Below are 20,246 nucleotides of genomic sequence, written 5' to 3' on the forward strand. Positions count from 1 at the left end.
GTTACGCCACCGATACCTTGTGTAAAAGCAAGGTGTTGTAGCGTTCCAGTAAATCAATGTATTTATCTTTCCAATAATGTTTATTGTAAAGATCCTCAGGTTGATCCGTACTATTATTTAAGAATGAAGTTTTTCTAAATCCTTTTTGAAAATCTTCAGATGTGAAGAGCTGCGGTAGCTCTACAGAAAAATCATGATTGATGACACATCCAATCCTATAAATAATTTCAGGCTTAAGTTGTTGTTGATTAAACCAGTTATAGACTGAGCGTCTGTTTACATTCGTTAAGCGTGCAACGTCACTTATTGAGTGCCCATTTCTTCTTACTACTTTTTCGATAATTTGTCCGTGATGAATTAGCATGTTTTGAGAGTTAGTTAATTTAAAACTAGTGTTACCAAGTGTTTTTTTTGTTTATATATACACGATCTGTGTATTTATTTCCTCATGTGTGGAATTTTTTGCTCGTTATTTATCTCATTTATATAAATTTACAATAATAAAAGTGACCTGCGTCACATAACTTAATCAGATATTCTCGCATCTTCTGTTCAATAAACAATATCTGTACCGATATTGAGACTCCAAAAAACATTAATATACATATATGCTCATTATCTATGTACGGAAAGAAGATTAGTTTGGATGTTTATCTTTTATTTTTTTTATAAACTAAACGCTAGATATAATTCAGATTTGCAATTTCTTATGTTGTTTGAAGTTAAACTTTAGAAAAACTTTGTTTTTTAATAATTAGTAACGAGAGCATCTTGAATACTTGTTTCATACTGTACTGATTTGATTTCGTTTAAAGTGTGTAGATTTGTTCATATTTGCTAGTAAGATAATTTATGAAGAAAATACTCATCACAGGGGGAGCCGGTTTTATCGGATCACATGTAGTCAGAAGATTTGTTACTACCTATCCCGAATACCAGATCATAAACCTGGATAAATTGACTTATGCGGGTAACCTGGCCAATTTAAAAGATATAGAAGATCAGCCTAATTACCGTTTCGTAAAAGGCGATATCGTGGATGCCGCCTTTATTGATGACCTTTTTGAAAAAGAGTCATTTGATTCGGTGATCCACCTGGCCGCAGAGAGCCATGTAGACCGCTCTATTTTCAATCCTTTAGAGTTTGTGATGACTAATGTGCTGGGCACGGTCAACCTCCTTAACGCAGCGCGCAAGTACTGGAAGAACGCATATCCTGCACATCGTTTCTATCATGTCTCCACCGATGAGGTATACGGAACACTGGGTGAAGAAGGCCTGTTTACAGAAGAAACCGGATATGATCCTCATAGTCCTTATTCCGCATCGAAGGCCAGTTCCGACCATTTCGTACGGGCCTATGCCGACACGTATGGAATGAATACAGTGATCTCCAACTGTTCGAACAATTACGGATCGTTTCATTTCCCTGAAAAGCTGATTCCGCTTGCCATCAACAACATCAAGAACAACAAACCCGTACCGGTATATGGTAAGGGAGATAATATACGCGACTGGTTATGGGTGGAAGATCATGCCCGTGCGATCGATGTCCTGTTCCATGGTGCAGAAGCGGGACAGACCTACAATATCGGTGGTCATAATGAATGGAAGAACATTGACCTGATTCATGAGTTGTGCCGGATTATGGACAGCAAACTGGGCCGCGAGCCAGGAACATCAGCCAAACTGATCACCTTTGTGACAGACCGTGCAGGCCATGACCTGCGTTATGCGATCGATTCATCCAAATTACAGCGGGAACTGAACTGGACCCCAAGCCTTCAGTTTGAAGAAGGACTGGAGAAAACGGTAGACTGGTACCTGCAGAATGAAGAGTGGCTTGAAAACGTCACCTCGGGCAATTACCAGTCCTATTATCAGGGGCAATATAACGCACGCTAATTCCATTACCAATTCCATCACCCCAGCATAAAAGAATTACATGAATATCATCCCTACACAACTCGAAGGCTGTTTCATCATCGAGCCGGCCGTCTACCCCGATTCAAGGGGTTACTTCTTTGAGAGTTTCAATGAAGCGGGTTTTAATGAAAAGACCGGACTGGATGTACATTTTGTACAGGATAACCAGTCGCTGTCCACCTATGGAGTACTGCGTGGCCTGCACTTCCAACAGGGAAGCTATGCACAGGCTAAACTGGTGCGTGCCATTAAAGGCACGGTACTGGATGTAGCCGTAGACTTGCGTGCAGGTTCAACTACGTTCGGTCAGCATGTCAGCGTGCTGCTGAGTGCTGAAAACAAAAGACAGCTATTTGTTCCACGCGGTTTTGCCCATGGCTTTGCCGTGCTGAGCCCTGAAGCGGAGTTTTTTTATAAATGCGATAACTATTACAATAAAGCCTCCGAAGGGTCATTGCTTTATAGTGATGCCGATCTGGCCATAGACTGGCAGCTTCCCGCAGGGGATATCCTGGTATCAGAAAAAGACCAGGTCAATGCTACATTTCAAACCTTTAAAGAAAGATTAACACGATGAGCAAGATCCTGGTAATGGGGGCATCCGGACAACTGGGCAGCTGCCTGAAAAAGGTCTCGGCCGAAAGATCAATACAAGATATCGTTTTTCCGGGAGAAGATAAGGGCAATATCCTGAATATGGCAACCCTTGAAATTCTGTTTGAAAGCGAGAAACCACACTATGTGATCAACTGCGCGGCGTATACAGCCGTCGATAAAGCCGAAGATGAAGTTGATCTTGCCCGAAGGATAAACAGCGAAGGGGCAGAAAACCTGGCCCGTCTTTGCCGTGTTCATGATGCCATTCTGGTACAGGTCTCCACCGACTTCGTCTTTGAAGGCAACGTTCCGCATCTGCTGACCGAAAGCGAGGAAACCCATCCGCTGAATGTGTACGGGCTGACTAAACTCGAGGGAGAGCAGGCAGTGATCGCGGCGACGGCAAAACATTACATCATCCGCACCAGCTGGCTGTATTCCGAATATGGGAACAACTTTGTCAAGACGATGCTCAAGCTTGGGGCAGACCGTGATGAACTGAGCATCATAGCCGATCAGGTAGGTACCCCAACGTATGGGATTGACCTGGCAGATGCGATCCTGACGATCATTGAATCCAAAAACGAATCCTACGGGATCTATCATTACAGCAATGAAGGGGTGACTTCCTGGTACGATTTTGCCAAGGCCATCTTTGATATCAGCGAAACACAGGTACAGGTTCATCCGGTAACCACAGCGGAGTACCCGACAAAATCAGTACGTCCGGCCTTTTCGGTCATGAACAAAGCAAAGATCAAAAGCACCTTCGGATTAAAAATCCCCTATTGGAGAGATAGTTTAATTACGTGTATCACCAAATTAAAACAACAAGCATGAAAGGAATAATACTTGCAGGAGGCTCAGGCACCAGGCTTCACCCTCTGACCCTGGCAACCAGTAAACAAATGATGCCGGTATACGATAAACCGATGATCTATTATCCGCTGTCGATATTGATGCTGGCCGGGATCAAAGAAATTCTGATCATCTCGACCCCGCATGATTTGCCAGGCTTTGAAAAGCTGTTGGGTGACGGAAGCAGGCTAGGCTGTACCTTCTCGTATGCGGTACAGGCAGAGCCCAATGGGCTGGCCCAGGCTTTTGTAATCGGTGCAGACTTTGTGGGAACAGATAGTGTGGCTTTGATTTTAGGCGACAATATCTTCTATGGCGATGGCCTTTCACATTTGTTGCAGGAACTGAGCGAACCCAAAGGAGGAATCGTATTCGCCTACCAGGTATCCGATCCGGAGCGTTATGGGGTAGTGGAATTTGACGCCAATAAAAAGGCGATCTCGATAGAAGAGAAACCCGAACACCCTAAATCCAACTATGCAGTACCGGGATTATATTTCTACGATAATTCGGTGATTGAGATAGCCAAAAATATTAAACCCTCTCCACGCGGAGAATATGAGATCACGGATGTGAACAAAGTGTATCTGGAACAAGGCAGACTGAAGGTAGGGGTATTGAGCCGTGGCACAGCCTGGCTGGATACAGGAACCTTTGAATCTCTGATGCAGGCAGGTCAGTTCGTACAGGTCATAGAAGACCGCCAGGGACTGAAGATTGGCTGTATCGAAGAAGTGGCTTACCGGATGGGTTTTATCAATGCAGCGCAGCTTAAAGAGGTTGCTACACCACTTATTAAAAGTGGATACGGACAGTATCTAATGAAATTGATTTAGGATATCGAGCTGATATAAATATTTATATGAGTCCAAAAAAGGTATAACCGTAATGAAATTTACAATAAAGCATTAAATCTATTGTAAATTTTGAATTATCAACTTATATTTACTACCAAAGAGAAATGGTTATTTAGTATTAGGTAACATATGGGTTAGCAATTAGCAAATTGTGTAAATTGCCTAATCTGTAATATCATAATATTTCAAAACAGATAAGAATTAAAAAATTACAAATGAGAAAAAAGGCTTTAGTAACAGGTATTACAGGTCAGGACGGTGCATATCTTGCCGAATTATTATTATCCAAAGGATATGAAGTACATGGTATAAAACGCAGAAGTTCCATGTTCAATACCGATCGTATTGATCATTTATATCAGGATCCTCATGACGAAGATGTTCGTTTCTTTTTACATTATGGCGATCTTTCCGATTCCACTAACCTGATCCGTATCATTCAGCAGGTACAACCTGATGAAATCTATAACCTTGGAGCCATGAGCCATGTGAAGGTAAGTTTTGATACCCCGGAATATACGGCAAATGCAGATGGTATCGGCACCCTTCGTTTGCTTGAGGCCATTCGTATTTTAGGCTTAACTAAAAAGACGAAGATCTATCAGGCCTCCACATCCGAATTATATGGATTGGTACAGGCAGTTCCACAATCAGAAACCACACCTTTTTATCCGCGTTCTCCTTATGCTGTGGCTAAAATGTATGCATACTGGATCACAGTCAACTACCGTGAGGCGTATGGCATCTTTGCCTGTAACGGAATCCTGTTTAATCATGAAAGCCCATTACGCGGAGAAACATTTGTAACGCGTAAAATCACTAGAGGGGTATCCAAGATTGCCCTGGGAATGCAGAGTAGCCTATACCTTGGAAACCTGGATGCCAAAAGAGATTGGGGACATGCCAAGGATTACGTAGAAGCTATGTGGTTGATTCTGCAACAGGAAGTTCCTGAAGACTTTGTCATTGCTACAGGTGTTACCACTACCGTTCGTGATTTCATCCGGATGGCTTTCTCTGAAGTAGGAATTCATATCGAATTCAAAGGCGAAGGAATAGATGAAAAAGGATTCGTTATTTCCTGCTCTAATCCTGAATACCAGGTTGAAGCAGGCACTCAGGTGGTTGCAGTCGATCCCCGTTATTTCCGTCCAACAGAAGTTGAACTTTTGATCGGTGATCCAACTAAATCTAACACTAAGCTGGGATGGATTCCTAAATATGATTTACCGGCACTGGTTAAAGACATGATGACTTCAGATGTAGAGCTGTTCCGCAAAGAACGTACGCTTAAAGAACTGGGGTATACCGTTAAAAATCAATATGAATAATTAATTCATTTAAACTAATGCGGCTTAGAGATAATATGCTCTTATTTCGCATTAGTTTTTATATAAAATAACCTTTTGAAAAAGACGAGTAAAATATATATTGCCGGCCATAATGGAATGGTTGGGTCAGCAATAACACGAAAACTAAAGGCCGAAGGATTTACAAACCTTTTAACACGTGGCTCTAAAGAACTTGATCTTCGTGATCAGGCCGCTGTTACTGAATTTTTTAAAAAAGAAAAGCCTGATTATGTTTTTCTTGCCGCAGCAAAAGTAGGAGGGATTGTCGCTAATAGTACCTACAGGGCCGATTTCTTGTATGAAAACTTATGTATACAGAATAATATTATACATAATTCTTACCTTAATGGGGTTACCAAATTAATGTTTCTGGGTTCTTCCTGTATTTATCCTAAAATGGCGCCTCAGCCTTTAAAGGAAGAATACTTGTTAACCGGTCCCCTCGAATATACCAATGAGCCTTATGCTCTTGCGAAAATTGCAGGAATAAAGATGTGCGATGCCTACCGGGATCAATATGGATGTAATTACATATCTGTGATGCCTACCAATCTGTATGGCTTAAATGATAACTACCATCCACAAAACTCACATGTTTTACCTGCCATGATCAGACGCTTTCATGAAGCAAAACAAAGTGGAGCTGAAGAAGTAGTGATATGGGGCACAGGAACACCAATGAGGGAGTTCTTATACGCTGATGACCTTGCAGAAGCCTGTTATTATCTGATGCAGCACTATAATGAACCCGGATTGGTAAATATAGGAACTGGTACAGATGTGACCATTAAAGAGTTGGCTGTATTGGTTAAGGATGCTATAGGTTTTGAAGGCCGTATTGAGTTTGATACCAGCAAACCTGATGGCACTCCACGTAAATTAATGGATGTCTCCAAACTCCATGGTTACGGTTGGAAACATACCATTGAGCTACCTGAAGGAATTCAATTAGCTTATCAGGATTTCTTAAGCAAACATCAAAACGTTCTTTCATAGAGAACTAATTGAATTGTAATTCATTTCTAAAACGAATACATATTTAAAAAGGGCAATTTTCCATAAGGAAATTGCCCTTTTTAAATATGAAAAATATTGAAGAATAAGTCTTTCAAAGAAGAATAAGCCTTTCAAAGATTGACTGGCAGCTTTACAGGCTAAAAAGATTTTAATAATCCTCTTTCCAAAATAATAAGATTTATCAAAATTACTCTAAAACCAGTTCAGCAAGTGCTTCTTTAGTAAATCCCTTCAAATCTTTAGTATCCTTCTCTCTTATTTTTCTAACCCAATTTGGATCAGATAATAAAGGTCTGCCTACCGCAACAAGGTCAAAGTCGCCTCTATCCATACGACGGATCAGTTCATCTAATGAACTAGGTTGAGAGCTCTCTCCTGCAAAAGCAGCCAAAAATTCTCCCGTTAACCCTACCGAACCAACTGTAATAGTTGCTTTTCCGGTTAATTTTTTAGCCCATCCAGCGAAGTTTAAGTCTGAACCATCAAACTCAGGCTCCCAGAAACGACGTTGTGAACAATGAAAGATGTCCACTCCAGCATCTGCCAACGGATTAAGCCACGCTTCCATTTCCTGGGGTGTTTTGGCTAACTTGTACGTATAATCTGCAGGTTTCCATTGAGATAAACGAATAATTATCGCAAAATCCTCACCCACCTGTTTTCTCACTTCCTTAATTACCTCAATCGCGAACTTGCTTCTTTCCGGCAATGTTTTACCACCCCAAATGTCTGTACGTTTATTAGTTTCTGACCAAAAGAACTGATCGATCAGGTAATCATGTGCTCCATGAAGTTCCAGACAATCAAACCCTAGTCTTTTTGCATCGGCAGCAGCCTTACCAAAAGCAACGATGGTATCCGCAATATCGCTTTCAGTCATCGTTCTGCCATTACTAAAACCGGGTCTGTTTAAACCAGAAGGACCTTCAAATGGTTCAGAAGGCAACCATCCTGAATGATGATTATCCATAATACCCATATGCCATATCTGGGGACCCATTTCTCCACCTACCTGATGTACGCCATCAATCACATTCTTCCATCCTGCTAATGCCTGCTCGCCATGAAAATGGGGGATATTGGCATCATTAGAAGAAGAAATACGGTCAATAACTGTTCCTTCTGAAAGGATTAGCCCAACTTCACCTTCTGCTCTTTTACGGTAATAAGCCGCAACCTTTGCAGTGGGAACACCATCTGGTGAAAATGAACGCGTCATAGGCGCCATCACAATTCTGTTTTTAATATTTAATGATTTCAGCTGAAAAGGTCTGAACAAACTGTCATTATTCATATCGAAATTAATTTAATTATAGTTCTGATTGTATGATCTGGCTTAAAGTAGAAAACGCTTCCTCGTTCCTTTTGTAATAGGTCCACTGACCCACACGGGTAGATTTAACCAAACCAGCACGCTGAAGAGTGGATAAATATTCGGATACAGTAGATTGGGTGAGTCCTGCCTTTTTTTGAATCTGACCCACACAAACTCCTTCTTCAAATCCATTATCCAGCTGTTCCGGAAAGTTAACTTCCGGCTCTTTAAGCCAATTCAAAATCTGTAATCTGGTTTTATTTGAAAGTGCTTTAAATATCTCTACCTGATTCATGATACAAAGATATATCGGATTTTCCCGATATCCCTATACGTGTTCAAGAGATGACCCACTAATGATATTTCGAAACTACACTTTGTAGCCAATTTTGACCATTGCGCGTACCTCAACAGCATATACGCCAAAATCTTCCATAACCTTACCAGTCATCTTGTAGAATCCGTTACCTAAAAATGGAAACTTTACTAAAGAGTTGGGCCAATGAACCGTATCCAGCCAATTACCTTGCGCATCAAGAAAAGTCCCGAACATCATATGTTCATTTCTTTTCGTCCAGGAATCTTTAGTCGTAACCAGCCGTCCCGTTACCGTCACCTCTTTTCCTACATGAGCCGGGAGCTCAGTAGCCAAAGTAATCCCTGCATGATTGGTATCTGCCAGACTAAATAAATCCCCTAAAGAAAACCCCAGGATCTCAATTTCATCAATGGCCTCTTCCAAAGGATTACTATACAGTTCCGGAAGTTGAAATTCCACTTCTTCCTCCTGAAATAAGACTGCTACTACAGTTTGATCCTTAGCCCTTTTCTGCATGAAATTGGCCCGCCATAACAGGTCTTTTTTATTTATACCGGTAAAGCGCAGGGCATTAATCCGGATTAAAATATTAAGTAGCTCCAATCCAGGCTGCACCCTTTCAATAAAGTCTTTTAAGCTCAGGAACAGACCATGGTGATTTCTTTCAAAAAGGATTCTCTCTTTCAGACTATCATTTAATTTTTCAATATGAATTAAACCCACATACACCTCATCGCCAATAATAGAAGTAAACAACTCACTGTTATTCACACAAGGGGCGTGCACTTTGGCACCCGCACGTTTAAGCTCATGGAAATAAAACTCAGTCCTATAAAAACCACCGAAGTTATTGATTACACCAACCATAAATTCCATCGGATAATACGTCTTCAGGTAGAGGCTCTGATAACTTTCTATCGCAAAACTGGCAGAATGTGCTTTACTAAAAGAGTAACCCGCAAAACTTGCAATCTGGCGCCATACCTCCAGACTAATCTGTGCAGGATAACCCCGTTCCTCACAATTAACAAAAAACTTTTGTTGCAGCCGATCCATCTCTTTTGTGCCGCGATACTTACCAGACATAGCTCTACGCAAAATATCCGATTCAGCCATATCCAGACCCCCAAAGTGATGGGCAACTTTAATTACATCCTCCTGATATACCATTACCCCATAAGTCTCCTGAAGCAAATCCTCCATTTTAGGATGCAGATATTTTACCTGATCGGGGTGATGGTAATTGTGAATATAAGTCTTCATCATACCAGATTGCGACACCCCCGGGCGAATGATAGAACTCGCAGCAACCAGTGTCAGGTAATCATCACATTTTAACTTCAATAACAATTGACGCATGGCGGGACTTTCAATATAAAAGCAACCAATCGTATCCGCTTTTCTAATCTGTGCAGCCACTTTTTCATCCTGCATAAAATCATCCACACGATTAATATCGATGGTAATACCCTTGTTTTTCTTAACCAGGCTTATCGTGTCTTTTATATGTCCCAGTCCACGCTGGCTTAAAATATCCAGCTTAAACAAGCCGATTGTTTCCACCAGGATCATATCCATTTGCGAAGTAGCAAAGCCCTTAGGGGGCATTTCCTGAGCAGAGTAAGTATAGATAGGCTTTTCGGAGATCAGCATCCCACCGGCATGAATGCTATGATGATTAGGGAACTTCAGCAACAAACTCCCAAACTGCTCAATCTTGCGTTGCCAACTGTCTTCAGGCAATCGAACCTGCTGGTTTCTCACCAGTCTGTCTATTTCCGCCTTAGGTAAACCCATTACTTTACCTAATTCACGGATGATTGCACGCCGCTTAAACGTGCTGTACATGCCTAGTAAAGCGATATGATCTTCTCCATAACGATCAAAAATATAGCTAATCACAGCATCCCGATCCTTATGGCTAAAGTCAATGTCAAAGTCGGGAGGCGACGTCCTAAATTCATTCAGGAAACGCTCAAAATAAAGATCAAGCTTAATGGGATCAACATTTGTAATTTCCAGCAGGTAGGCTACAATGGAATTAGCTCCACTACCACGACCAACATAAAAGAAATTTGACGCCTGAGCAAACTTGATCACATCCCACACCATGAGGTAATAGGCATTAAAGTTTAACTTGTCAATTACCTTCAGCTCTTTATTAATGCGATCTTCAATTTCCTGAGTCGTGTTTTTATACCGCTTTGTAATTCCTTCTAAGGCAAGCTTTTTTAAAAGGTCACGATCATCCTGCAGAGAACCAGTATAACATTTTTTATTCTTATCCGTCTTAAGTGTTGTCTCAATTCCACATTCTTCAATGAGTAAATTGGTTCTCGCAAGAATAGTAGGGTGTTCTTCAAAGGTGGAAATGATCTCCGATTCCAATTTAAACGTTTCATCTTTTCCGGCTAAATCTTCCGGGTTCAGTTTCGTATATAAGGTATTCAGATCTATCGCCCGCAAGAGACGGTGTAAGCTAAAGTAACGCGTATTTTGAAATGTAACAGGCTGCCGCACCACAAACTTGTCCGGATATAACGCCACCGGTACCCGGTAAAGCTTATTGATCTCAGCAGGTTTAACACCAATTAATTCGTTGGCTCTTAGTGCAGCAGGATCAAATTTATTTAGCTCATAAATGATATAAACGTCATCACTTAACGATGGACGATCAGGAAACAATGTTTTATCCCTTTTATGAAGCGATAGAAACCGATTAATAACCGTTAATCCAACTTCATTTTTAGCAAGCAGGATATAACTAAAGCGGTGGTCATTCCTTATTTCGCAACCCACAAGAGGCTTAATATTGCCTTCCCGGCAAAGCTTTACAAACTCCCAAACGTCAGGAGTACCGTTAATATTAGTTAAGGCCAAAGCGCGGACCTGCTGACTCAAGGCCTGCTTAACCAGTTCTTCCGTACTATATGTACCGTAGTGGTAACTAAAATAAGTCTTGCAGTTTAAGTACATTTTGGATTTCTTAAATGCTTTGCAGTCCCCCTGAATATAGCTTCCTCCCCGAACCGTGTACGGATATGATCCAATGCCTGGTAAAGCCGCACACTTTCTTCTGTCTCCGTAAATAAGTCAATCTGATGCTGCCCATAAACCAGGTCACTTAGTCGCACGCCAATCAGCCTCACCAGCATCCGTTTATCATACAACCGCTTGAACAATTCCTTTGCCGTCTGCAGGATCACATCATCCGAAGCCGTATAAGAGATACTCGCCTGCCGGGTATAGGTGTCAAAATTAGAATAGCGCAGCTTAACCGTAACACATCCACATAGCTTATGCTGTTGCCGAAGCTGAAAAGCAATGTTTTCCGTCATCCGAACCAGTTCACTATGAAGGAACTGCATGTCGATCGTATCATTCTCAAAAGTATCCTCTTTCCCAATACTCTTTTGTTCCGAGAAAGGCACCACAGGCGAAAAATCAATGCCATTTGCTTTTCGGGACAGATCAATCCCATTTTTCCCAAATCGGCTTTCCATCAACCGAAGTGGAATTTCACTAAGCGTCCGGATCGTATCGATCCCCATCTGTCGAAGTAGCTTGGATGTTTTATCACCAATTCCAGGCATCTTCTCAATCTTCAGTGGTGCCAGATAAGGTTTCTCCTGCCCATAATCAATCTCGATCTGCCCATTAGGTTTCGCTTCATTGGTGGCCACTTTAGAAATTAGTTTATTAGAAGCAAGGGCGTATGAAATAGGGAGGCCGGTCTCCTTCATGATTTTATGCTTCAGTTCCCCGGTAAATTTGCTGCACCCGAAAAACTTATCCATCCCTGTTAAATCGAGATAGAACTCATCAATACTCGCTTTTTCTAAAACAGGAACCTCTTGTCTGATAATATCCGTTACCATCCGGGAATAGTGGCTGTAATTATCATGATCTCCCCGAACTACGTGTGCATCCGGACATAAACGAAGGGCCAGTTTCATAGGCATGGCGCTGTGCACACCAAAAGCCCGCGTTTCATAACTGCATGCCGCAACAACCCCTCTATCACTCAATCCACCTACAATAACAGGCTTGTTAACCAGGCTGCTGTTCTTTAGCCGTTCCACACTGACAAAAAAAGTATCAAGATCAAAATGCGCTATGTTCCGATGATTAGAGATTATGGCCATATTGTTCTGATTACGGGATTGCTAAAATACTAAATATATTAGCAATCCAATCTTTAATTTTTCCACAATTCTTAATTCAGCTCCAGTAGGTTTCAAAAAAGGAAAATCTGCTCTTCATTCCGCATCAATACATAAAACATTAAAATCTCTATCCAAAAGTAAATCAGTTGTACACCTTTTAAAACGGCTACAATTACTACTTTTGCAGTAGAAAGCAAATGCTTTTTCCAAACGATAATCCTTTTATGTCAGTTTTAAAGTATAGAGATGCAGTTCAGGAAGACCTGAAAAAAGTAGTTGAGATCTACAATTCAACCGTATCGTCCCGAATGGTCACTGCAGATACCGAACCCGTCTCCCTTGAAAGTAAACAAAAGTGGTTCGAAGAACATACTCCCAATAAAAGACCCCTTTGGATAATAGAAGATTCCGAACACAATAACATAGGTTGGGTGAGCTTTCAATCCTTTTACGGCCGTCCCGCCTATCAAGCTACTGTGGAGATCAGTATATATCTCGATGCCATACATAGAGGTAAAGGTTTGGGCAAAGATATTTTAAAATACTGTATCGATACCACCCCTCAGTTTGGCATAAAAACCCTTCTCGGCTATATTTTCGCACATAACGAGCCTAGTTTAAAGTTATTCAGGAACTTTGGATTCGAAGACTGGGCAACATTACCCAATGTAGCAGACCTTGACGGGCAGGAGAGGGGACTTAAAATTCTAGGAAAGCGTATCGCTTAATCCGATTTTTTTAAATACTTATAAATCTCACTATTCGTAGAAAGCACGACTGATGTTTTCTCTGTAAAGGTTTTTTCCAGTGTCTCCATAGATTTTAAAAAACTATATAAATTTTTAGATTGTGCAGATTGATTATAGGCCGCAGCGTAAATGGAAGCCGCACTAGCATCCGCTTTACCTTTAATCTCTTCCGCAGTTTTAAAAGCAGTGGACTGAATATTTTTCAATTCTCTGTCTTTTTCCCCATTAATACGGGAAGCTTCCCCCTGACCTTCAGATCGAAACTTATCAGCAATCCGATACCGTTCACTTTTCATCCGTTCATAAACCTGGGTCTGAACCTCTTTTACGTAATTAATTCTTTTAAATCTAAAATCTAAAATCGTTATCCCCAGTTCTTTAGCCTGTTTATTTGCAGAAGCAAGAATCATATTTTGCATCTTATCACGACCAACATAAACCTTGGTTAAAGAATCTCCTAAAACTTCGCTGATAGAATCCTGTTCCGGTTTTCTATTACTTGTACGCACAATTTCTTCAATATTATTCTTGGCCACAACATTACGGGTTTCCCCATCTAAAATATCATCTAATCTGGATTGCGCCCCGCGCTCATTCGTCAGCCTTTTAAAAAACTGCAATGGATCCGTAATCTGCCAGCGCGAATAGGTATCCACAAAAATGAACTTTTTATCCTTTGTAGGCACCTGATTAGGATCCCCATTCCATTCCATATATCTTTTTTCAAAAACGTTGGCGGTTTGAATAAAGGGTATCTTCATATAAATTCCAGGAGCAGTAATTGCTTTACCAATTGGTCGCCCAAACTGTGTAATCACCACCTGTTCATATTCCTTAACGGTATATACACTTAACAATAGCCCCAGTAGTACTAAAAAACCTATAACACCTATAATTATCCGATTACTTTTCATTTTTCTCTGCTTTAAGGGTTTCTTTATTAAATTGCATTTGTAGCAAAGGCAGCACGTTTGCCCCACTCTGATCTGTTACCAATACATTTCCAGCCTTAGAAAGTATTTGAGATAGATTTTCTAAATACAGTCGTTTTTTAGTCACTTCAGGAGCTTTCACATATTGGCTATATAAATCATTAAATCTAGCCGCTTCCCCCTGTGCGTTATTCACACGTTCAATCGAATACCCCTCTGCTTTCTGAATGGTAGCTTCAGCTTCACCACTAGCTTTGGGAATCACTTTATTATATTCCGATTTCGCCTGATTAATCAGCGTTTCCTTTTCCTGCTGAGCCTCATTAACGGCATTAAAAGCGGCTTTTACAGGATCAGGTGGATTTACATCCTGCAATACAACCTGTTCGATTTTAATCCCCATACTGTACTCATTGCATATGTCCTGAATAAGCTCCTGGATTTTTACTGTGATTTCTGATCGTCCAATGGTCAAAACCTCGTTTACTGTTCGGTCGCCAACAATCTGCCGCGTTGCCGCTTCAGAAATATTTCTTAACGTACTTTCAGGATCACGAACCTTAAAAAGATATTTATAAGCGTCATTGATTCGGAACTGAACCACCCATTCCACATCAGCAAGATTCAGATCGCCGGTAAGCATCAATGATTCATCACTTACTGCATCTTTCGTATATTCCGTTTTGCCGTCGCCATTATTCATACTTCGAAAGCCGAATTCCAGTTTTTGCTGACGTTCCACAGGCACTTTAAAAACCTGCTCACCAAAAGGCATCTTTATATTTAAACCGGGTTCCAACGTACGGTTGTATCTCCCAAATCTGGTAATTACACCTACTTCCTCGGTGCCAACCTGGAAAATGCTGCTCCATAATAGAATGATTGTAACAATTACAACCACTATTTTTCGCAAGTTGGGCAAGAGATAGTTTTGAATCGTTTCGACGTTTATTTGTTGATTATAATTATTGTCCATAATGCTTTTTGAATTTGGTTATTTTACTTGTATGAATTAATAAACCATTGATGTGTAGTGCTTTGTATTGATTCGGTAATAGTGAATCAAATATAAATTAGGCGTATTTATAAAAGTAAACTAGTAGTGTCCACTGCTTAAAGTAATAAATTTAAACTTGAAAGCAAAATAAGCGGGTAGCATTTAGCAATGCAAGACAGTTAATCGATAGTATTCTTTTTGGAAATCAACCTTATTCCTTCTGAATTAAATAAAATGAATTAATAAGTTTGTTTTACCGGAGTACTATCGGTGTTATCATCATCTATACCCATTATGGCTCAATTTGAGCTCGGATTATACGAGCAACTAATAAACCAGCTTATAAATAATAAGCTGAAAGAAATTGAAGAAGATCAGTTCTTTATAAAAAAGACAATATTAGATAAAGCAGAAGCTGCCCGTTACCTAAGCCAGTATTTAGCAGAGACCATCAAATTTGCTTTAAATGGACTTCCCGAAAAAGACAAGCTGCTACAACAGGTGGTTCTTTCCAATAAAATCATTCAGCTTCTTATTCAAGAGCTTCCTGCCGTTATTCTTTCTAGCAATCTTTTGGATAATGATGGAAAAATTTTACAAGCTGTTTTTTCTAAGCTTGATTCGCCATATCCCGATTTTAATGAAAGACTAAAACAGATTAGTCCTTATACACGCTTTAGTCAGAGTGAATTATTTACCGGTAACAATGTAGGCCTTTCGTTAGAAAGTGAGATCCGTAAAGAAATTCTTTCATCTGATGAAATTTATTGGCTGGTCTCTTTTATTAAATTCTCAGGAATTCGAATTTTTAAGGCCGAATTGGAGGAATTTACGAATAGCGGTCGCAAATTGAAAATTATTACAACCTCTTATATGGGGGCCACAGATGTTAAATCAGTTGAATTTTTAGCTGGATTAAAAAATACCGAAGTTAAAATTTCTTATAACTCCGAACATGAGCGTTTACATGCTAAAGCATATCTGTTTTTACGTAACACCGGTTTCAATACCGGTTATATTGGTTCATCTAATCTTTCACGTTCTGCCTTAACTACAGGCCTCGAGTGGAACCTAAAAGTGACCACAAAGGAAATTGGCCACATCATCGACAAGTTCAAAAAAACTTTTGAAACCTACTGGCTGGATAAAGACTTTGAATATTACAAACCAGGCGAGGATAGAGAGAAGTTAAATAAGGCATTGAAAATCCAGCGATCGAAAGATCAAAAAGGAATCACTACTTACTTTGATTTGATACCCCATCCTTATCAGGAAGAGATATTAAGTAACCTGGAATCAGAACGTTTAATTCATCATCGATATAAAAACTTAATAGTAGCAGCAACAGGAACAGGAAAAACTGTCATTTCAGGCTTTGACTATAAACGCTTTAAAGACAAAAATGCAAGAGCCAGACTTTTGTACGTAGCCCATAGAAAAGAAATTTTAGAACAGGCACAGGAAACCTTCAGGCATATATTAAAGGATGCAAACTTTGGGGAGCTATGGGTAGATGGCGAAGAACCTATTAATTATGAACATGTTTTTGTGTCCGTCCAAACGTTAAGAAATCGAATAAATGAATTATTCCTTTCTCCAGATTTTTATGATTTTATAATTATCGATGAAGTTCATCATATAGCAGCATCCAGTTATCGACCAATATTAGATAAATTTAATTCAACTATCCTTTTAGGTTTGACTGCGACACCTGAAAGGATGGATGGTGAGGATATTTTGAAAGATTTTTGTAATACGATTGCCGCCGAGATCCGCTTACCTGAAGCACTGAACCGAAAACTTCTCTCACCATTTCAATATTTCGCTGTTTCTGATTCTGTTGACCTTTCTAAATTGTCATGGAAAAATGGAAGATATGAACCAGCTGAACTTACTAAAGTATATACGGAAAATGATAGAAGAGTAGGGGAGATCATCTCAAATTGTGAAAAGTATTTAACGGATATAACTGAGGTTAGGGCTTTGGGATTTTGTGTGAGTCAAGATCACGCAAAATACATGGCGGAGAAATTTACACTGGCCGGATTAAAAGCTGATTACTTAGTCAGTGAAAATTCCAATACCAGAGAAGAAGTCAGAAGCCGTTTACGGAGTAAGGATATTAACTACTTATTTGTTCGTGATATCTTTAATGAAGGAGTCGATATACCAGAAATTGATACCGTTTTGTTTTTACGGCCTACAGAAAGTTTAACCATATTCTTACAACAATTAGGAAGAGGGTTACGTCTGGCATCAAACAAGGAATGTCTCACCGTATTGGATTTTGTGGGGAATGCTCGTCCTGAATATGATTTCGAAAACAAGTATCGTGCATTAATTGGTAAAACCCATTCCTCTATTTTAACAGAAATAGAAAATGAGTTTCCTCATTTACCATTAGGTTGTTCCATTATATTAGAAAAAAAGGCACAGGATATTATATTGCGCAACATAAAAGGAGCCATTGGTTTTAATAGAAATCAGCTACTGGCAAAAATAAGGAACTTTAAGTTCAACACCACCTTACCTTTAACACTTCAAAATTTCATCACCTTTAATCACATTGATATAAACCTTATTTACAAAAAAGGAAGTTGGAAACGGCTTTGTGCAGATGCAGGAGTGATACCAGATTTTAAAGAGCCAAATGAAATAGAACTTACCCGGCTGGTTAAGAAACTTCTACAGTGTAATTCATTTAGCTATCTGAGCTATATTAAAGAGCTGGCTCTTGCTCAATTCAAGTGCCCTTGTGCTACCAAGAGCCAAAGCTTAATGTTGTTAATGCTTCATTATGATGTATGGCAGAATGGAGGTAAAAAAACTGAATTTAAAACTTTAGCGGATAGTTTGTTTCAGTTATTAAAAAACCCAGTTATGCTATCTGAGCTTAATGAATTGATTGATTATATCCTGGGTAAAATTGATTTCATGGAGAAGGATATTCAGTTAGATTTTCCTTTCCCGCTAAAAGTACATAGTAGATATAACAGAGATGAGATACTAGCGGCCATAGGTCTTCATACTTTTAGTACAATATCTTCCAACCGTGAGGGGGTAGCTCTGAATAAGGAACTAAATGTAGAATCATTATTTATCACGCTTAAGAAATCAGAAAAGGAATATTCCCCCACTACACTGTATGATGATTATGCCATAAATGAATATCTTTTCCATTGGCAATCTCAAAATGCCACGGCTCCGGAATCTCCCAAAGGGCAATCTTATATTGAACATTTAAAAAAGAAGAAGACCATTCTTCTATTCGTTCGCGAACAAAATAAAGATGAGTATACGGCTACTATGTCTTATGTTTTCCTGGGTAAAGCAGATTTTATAAATTCTACAGGAGCAAGACCAATGAATATAGAATGGAGGTTAAAAGAGGCAATGCCAGCTTATATCTGGAAAGAGAGTGGTAAGTTAGCCGTAGGTTGATCCTATTGTTTTTCTTGTCCGATTATCTTCCATCCTATAATGAATCTATAAAAAGTCCATGTTGAGTCCGTGTTTATGCATAAAAACATGGACTCAACATGGACTTTTCATAGACTATTTACAGATACATGAAGTAAAAGATAGCATTTAGGTTCCTGCAGATCCTTTATGCAATTGCCGACAATGTGCATCACCTCATGTAACTACATCAACGTCTCCAGGATGCTTCTTAAACCATTCCGGATTAAAGCGCACGATATCACCCGCTTAATAAATCGTTGTAGCAACGATTTATTAATAGCTGTTTGAAAGTTTGTTGATGGTCTGATATTTTGCATATAGTTTTTGCCAATTTCTTTTAATAAAGTATTCTACAGGCCTTTTTTTATAAAAATTACAAGTATTTTAATTTAGCGGATAATTTTGATTTACATATTGAAAGTGGTATAAAAATTATCACGTTTGTGCAGTTTAATTGGATTTAAAAATGCATGGGTCTGATCTGTATATTTTATCGATTAAGAACTTGGTTTAGGTTCATTTTTGTACTGATATATACTAGAAGTGCGGAATGTTCCGCTTTTTAACGGTTCTGTTTGTCCATATAGACTTTATGACTTTCCAGTTTTATCCTGTTTTCTCTAAATTTTGGTTCAATAATAGTCAATTCACCACAACAAATTTCCCACAATTACACGCTACAATATCCACAAGTCAAAATGAGTAATTAGTGTTGGTTTTAGTCTTTACCTTTAAAAAACATTATTACACGTATTTATATCATAATCACTTTATTTAATAGTATCTGATAATTTTTATTCTCTAAACTGAAAAACAGTTGCTGTAAGCGAAGTGGCGAAGCTTTATACAAGTGTTTATGATTATCACCGGGTTAGCGAATAAATTTTAATTAGAAGGGATTAAATGTGTAAAAAAAATGAGGTAATAATGGAAATATTAATTAATTCAATCACATACATAACGTAGTCCTATGAGTAAATTTTTCATTTTTCAGGCATTTCTTTTAATTGTACTCTTCTCCTCCTGTAATTCATATAAAAAGATTCCCTACTTCCAGAATTTGAACCGATCGGGAACTTTACAGGAGAACGTGGAGAATTTTTCTCCGCTTACTATTCAGTCTGAGGACATTTTGGGCATAAATGTGACCAGCTTAAATCCTGGAGCATGGCAGGATTCAACTAATAAAGCGGAGTACCTCGTCAACCAGGATGGTGAAATTCAACTCCCGCTTATTGGTGCAATAAAAGTATCCGGATTAACCGCTACTGTTGCTCAAAAGCAGATTCAGGCAAAATTGTTAGCGTTTTTAAAAATGCCAAGTGTCAATGTCAGGATCATCAATTTTAAAGTTTCTGTATTAGGAGATGTGGCGCATCCAGACGTTTTTAAGGTTTCAAATACCAGGATTACGCTTTTAGAGGCATTAAGTCTGGCTGGCGACTTAAATATAACGGCCAAACGTACTGATGTTCTACTGATTAGGGAAGTGAATGGCAAAAGGGAGTATCAAAACATCGATTTGACTTCTGCAAGTACATTTAAGTCCTCCTCTTATTATCTTAAAAACAATGATGTAATCTATGTACAGCCTGATAAAACAAAGTATGCTTCAGTTGACAATAGCTATAGGACAGTAAGCATTTTACTCTCGGCACTTTCAGTAGTTGCCATTGTAGTTACCAGCATTTTAAACTAA

16 protein-coding genes are annotated in these 20,246 nt (G+C 39.3%); 9 read left to right on the plus strand and 7 right to left on the minus strand.

The window, feature by feature from the left end; all coding sequences use genetic code 11:
- Position 1: 1 nt before the first annotated feature.
- Positions 2-364, minus strand: coding sequence for a helix-turn-helix domain-containing protein (locus ADIARSV_RS18555; RefSeq protein WP_016197198.1), 363 nt, complete (start codon positions 362-364; stop codon positions 2-4).
- 488 nt (positions 365-852) lie between these two features.
- Between ADIARSV_RS18555 and rfbB the strand changes: the two genes are divergently transcribed.
- The 6 genes from rfbB to fcl all read left to right on the plus strand — a co-directional run bounded on the left by rfbB (position 853) and on the right by fcl (position 6,586).
- Positions 853-1,905, plus strand: coding sequence for a dTDP-glucose 4,6-dehydratase (gene rfbB, locus ADIARSV_RS18560; RefSeq protein WP_016197199.1), 1,053 nt, complete (start codon positions 853-855; stop codon positions 1,903-1,905).
- Positions 1,906-1,945: 40 nt separating this feature from the next.
- Positions 1,946-2,503, plus strand: a complete 558-nt coding sequence (gene rfbC, locus ADIARSV_RS18565) for a dTDP-4-dehydrorhamnose 3,5-epimerase (RefSeq protein ID WP_016197200.1) — start codon at positions 1,946-1,948, stop codon at positions 2,501-2,503.
- Positions 2,500-3,363 (plus strand): dTDP-4-dehydrorhamnose reductase, encoded by an 864-nt coding sequence (gene rfbD / locus ADIARSV_RS18570; RefSeq protein ID WP_016197201.1) that lies wholly within the window; start codon positions 2,500-2,502, stop codon positions 3,361-3,363. The genes rfbC and rfbD overlap by 4 nt, the downstream gene beginning before the upstream one ends.
- Positions 3,360-4,217, plus strand: coding sequence for a glucose-1-phosphate thymidylyltransferase RfbA (rfbA, locus tag ADIARSV_RS18575; RefSeq protein WP_016197202.1), 858 nt, complete (start codon positions 3,360-3,362; stop codon positions 4,215-4,217). Before rfbD ends, rfbA begins: the two co-directional genes overlap by 4 nt.
- A gap of 236 nt (positions 4,218-4,453) precedes the next feature.
- Positions 4,454-5,569: a GDP-mannose 4,6-dehydratase gene (gene gmd / locus ADIARSV_RS18580; RefSeq protein WP_016197203.1), complete on the plus strand. Its 1,116-nt coding sequence runs from the start codon at positions 4,454-4,456 to the stop codon at positions 5,567-5,569.
- 75 nt (positions 5,570-5,644) lie between these two features.
- Positions 5,645-6,586, plus strand: coding sequence for a GDP-L-fucose synthase (gene fcl, locus ADIARSV_RS18585; protein WP_016197204.1), 942 nt, complete (start codon positions 5,645-5,647; stop codon positions 6,584-6,586).
- A 208-nt stretch (positions 6,587-6,794) separates the two neighbouring features.
- On the opposite strand, the gene ADIARSV_RS18590 is transcribed toward fcl, so the two are convergent.
- From ADIARSV_RS18590 to dinB, 4 genes are all read right to left on the minus strand, one after another.
- Positions 6,795-7,901 carry an NADH:flavin oxidoreductase gene (locus tag ADIARSV_RS18590; protein ID WP_016197206.1) on the minus strand — a complete coding sequence of 369 codons (1,107 nt, stop codon included), beginning with the start codon at positions 7,899-7,901 and terminating at the stop codon, positions 6,795-6,797.
- A gap of 16 nt (positions 7,902-7,917) precedes the next feature.
- Complete coding sequence (locus ADIARSV_RS18595) at positions 7,918-8,217, minus strand: ArsR/SmtB family transcription factor (RefSeq protein ID WP_016197207.1); 300 nt, start codon at positions 8,215-8,217, stop codon at positions 7,918-7,920.
- A gap of 75 nt (positions 8,218-8,292) precedes the next feature.
- Positions 8,293-11,217, minus strand: coding sequence for a DNA polymerase III subunit alpha (locus tag ADIARSV_RS18600; RefSeq protein WP_016197208.1), 2,925 nt, complete (start codon positions 11,215-11,217; stop codon positions 8,293-8,295).
- Complete coding sequence (gene dinB / locus ADIARSV_RS18605; RefSeq protein WP_016197209.1) at positions 11,208-12,386, minus strand: DNA polymerase IV; 1,179 nt, start codon at positions 12,384-12,386, stop codon at positions 11,208-11,210. Before dinB ends, ADIARSV_RS18600 begins: the two co-directional genes overlap by 10 nt.
- A 245-nt stretch (positions 12,387-12,631) precedes the next feature.
- Here dinB and ADIARSV_RS18610 point away from each other — a divergent pair, with 245 nt between their 5' ends.
- Positions 12,632-13,135: a GNAT family N-acetyltransferase gene (locus ADIARSV_RS18610; RefSeq protein ID WP_040300654.1), complete on the plus strand. Its 504-nt coding sequence runs from the start codon at positions 12,632-12,634 to the stop codon at positions 13,133-13,135.
- Here ADIARSV_RS18610 and hflC read toward each other — a convergent pair.
- The gene (gene hflC / locus ADIARSV_RS18615) at positions 13,132-14,070 is read right to left on the minus strand and encodes a protease modulator HflC (protein WP_016197212.1); all 939 of its coding nucleotides are present in this window, start codon (positions 14,068-14,070) and stop codon (positions 13,132-13,134) included. The genes ADIARSV_RS18610 and hflC overlap by 4 nt on opposite strands.
- A complete protein-coding gene (hflK, locus tag ADIARSV_RS18620) occupies positions 14,060-15,064 on the minus strand; it encodes an FtsH protease activity modulator HflK (RefSeq protein ID WP_052017056.1) in 1,005 nt (334 codons plus the stop codon). Before hflK ends, hflC begins: the two co-directional genes overlap by 11 nt.
- A gap of 315 nt (positions 15,065-15,379) precedes the next feature.
- On the opposite strand from hflK, the gene ADIARSV_RS18625 reads away from it, so the two are divergent.
- Positions 15,380-18,526, plus strand: coding sequence for a DUF3427 domain-containing protein (locus ADIARSV_RS18625; RefSeq protein WP_016197214.1), 3,147 nt, complete (start codon positions 15,380-15,382; stop codon positions 18,524-18,526).
- A gap of 991 nt (positions 18,527-19,517) precedes the next feature.
- Positions 19,518-20,246, plus strand: a complete 729-nt coding sequence (locus ADIARSV_RS18630; RefSeq protein ID WP_016197215.1) for a polysaccharide biosynthesis/export family protein — start codon at positions 19,518-19,520, stop codon at positions 20,244-20,246.

The organism is Arcticibacter svalbardensis MN12-7 (genome assembly GCF_000403135.1).
Taxonomy (GTDB): Bacteria; Bacteroidota; Bacteroidia; order Sphingobacteriales; family Sphingobacteriaceae; genus Arcticibacter; species Arcticibacter svalbardensis.

What these genes read in the sequence shown, in the direction of transcription:
- ADIARSV_RS18555 (WP_016197198.1), bottom strand. Translation starts at nt 364, where the DNA reads ATGCTAATTCATCACGGACAAATTATCGAAAAAGTAGTAAGAAGAAAT.
- rfbB (WP_016197199.1), top strand. Translation starts at nt 853, where the DNA reads ATGAAGAAAATACTCATCACAGGGGGAGCCGGTTTTATCGGATCACAT.
- rfbC (WP_016197200.1), top strand. Translation starts at nt 1,946, where the DNA reads ATGAATATCATCCCTACACAACTCGAAGGCTGTTTCATCATCGAGCCG.
- rfbD (WP_016197201.1), top strand. Translation starts at nt 2,500, where the DNA reads ATGAGCAAGATCCTGGTAATGGGGGCATCCGGACAACTGGGCAGCTGC.
- rfbA (WP_016197202.1), top strand. Translation starts at nt 3,360, where the DNA reads ATGAAAGGAATAATACTTGCAGGAGGCTCAGGCACCAGGCTTCACCCT.
- gmd (WP_016197203.1), top strand. Translation starts at nt 4,454, where the DNA reads ATGAGAAAAAAGGCTTTAGTAACAGGTATTACAGGTCAGGACGGTGCA.
- ADIARSV_RS18590 (WP_016197206.1), bottom strand. Translation starts at nt 7,901, where the DNA reads ATGAATAATGACAGTTTGTTCAGACCTTTTCAGCTGAAATCATTAAAT.
- ADIARSV_RS18595 (WP_016197207.1), bottom strand. Translation starts at nt 8,217, where the DNA reads ATGAATCAGGTAGAGATATTTAAAGCACTTTCAAATAAAACCAGATTA.
- ADIARSV_RS18600 (WP_016197208.1), bottom strand. Translation starts at nt 11,217, where the DNA reads ATGTACTTAAACTGCAAGACTTATTTTAGTTACCACTACGGTACATAT.
- dinB (WP_016197209.1), bottom strand. Translation starts at nt 12,386, where the DNA reads ATGGCCATAATCTCTAATCATCGGAACATAGCGCATTTTGATCTTGAT.
- ADIARSV_RS18610 (WP_040300654.1), top strand. Translation starts at nt 12,632, where the DNA reads ATGTCAGTTTTAAAGTATAGAGATGCAGTTCAGGAAGACCTGAAAAAA.
- hflC (WP_016197212.1), bottom strand. Translation starts at nt 14,070, where the DNA reads ATGAAAAGTAATCGGATAATTATAGGTGTTATAGGTTTTTTAGTACTA.
- hflK (WP_052017056.1), bottom strand. Translation starts at nt 15,064, where the DNA reads ATGGACAATAATTATAATCAACAAATAAACGTCGAAACGATTCAAAAC.
- ADIARSV_RS18625 (WP_016197214.1), top strand. Translation starts at nt 15,380, where the DNA reads ATGGCTCAATTTGAGCTCGGATTATACGAGCAACTAATAAACCAGCTT.
- ADIARSV_RS18630 (WP_016197215.1), top strand. Translation starts at nt 19,518, where the DNA reads ATGAGTAAATTTTTCATTTTTCAGGCATTTCTTTTAATTGTACTCTTC.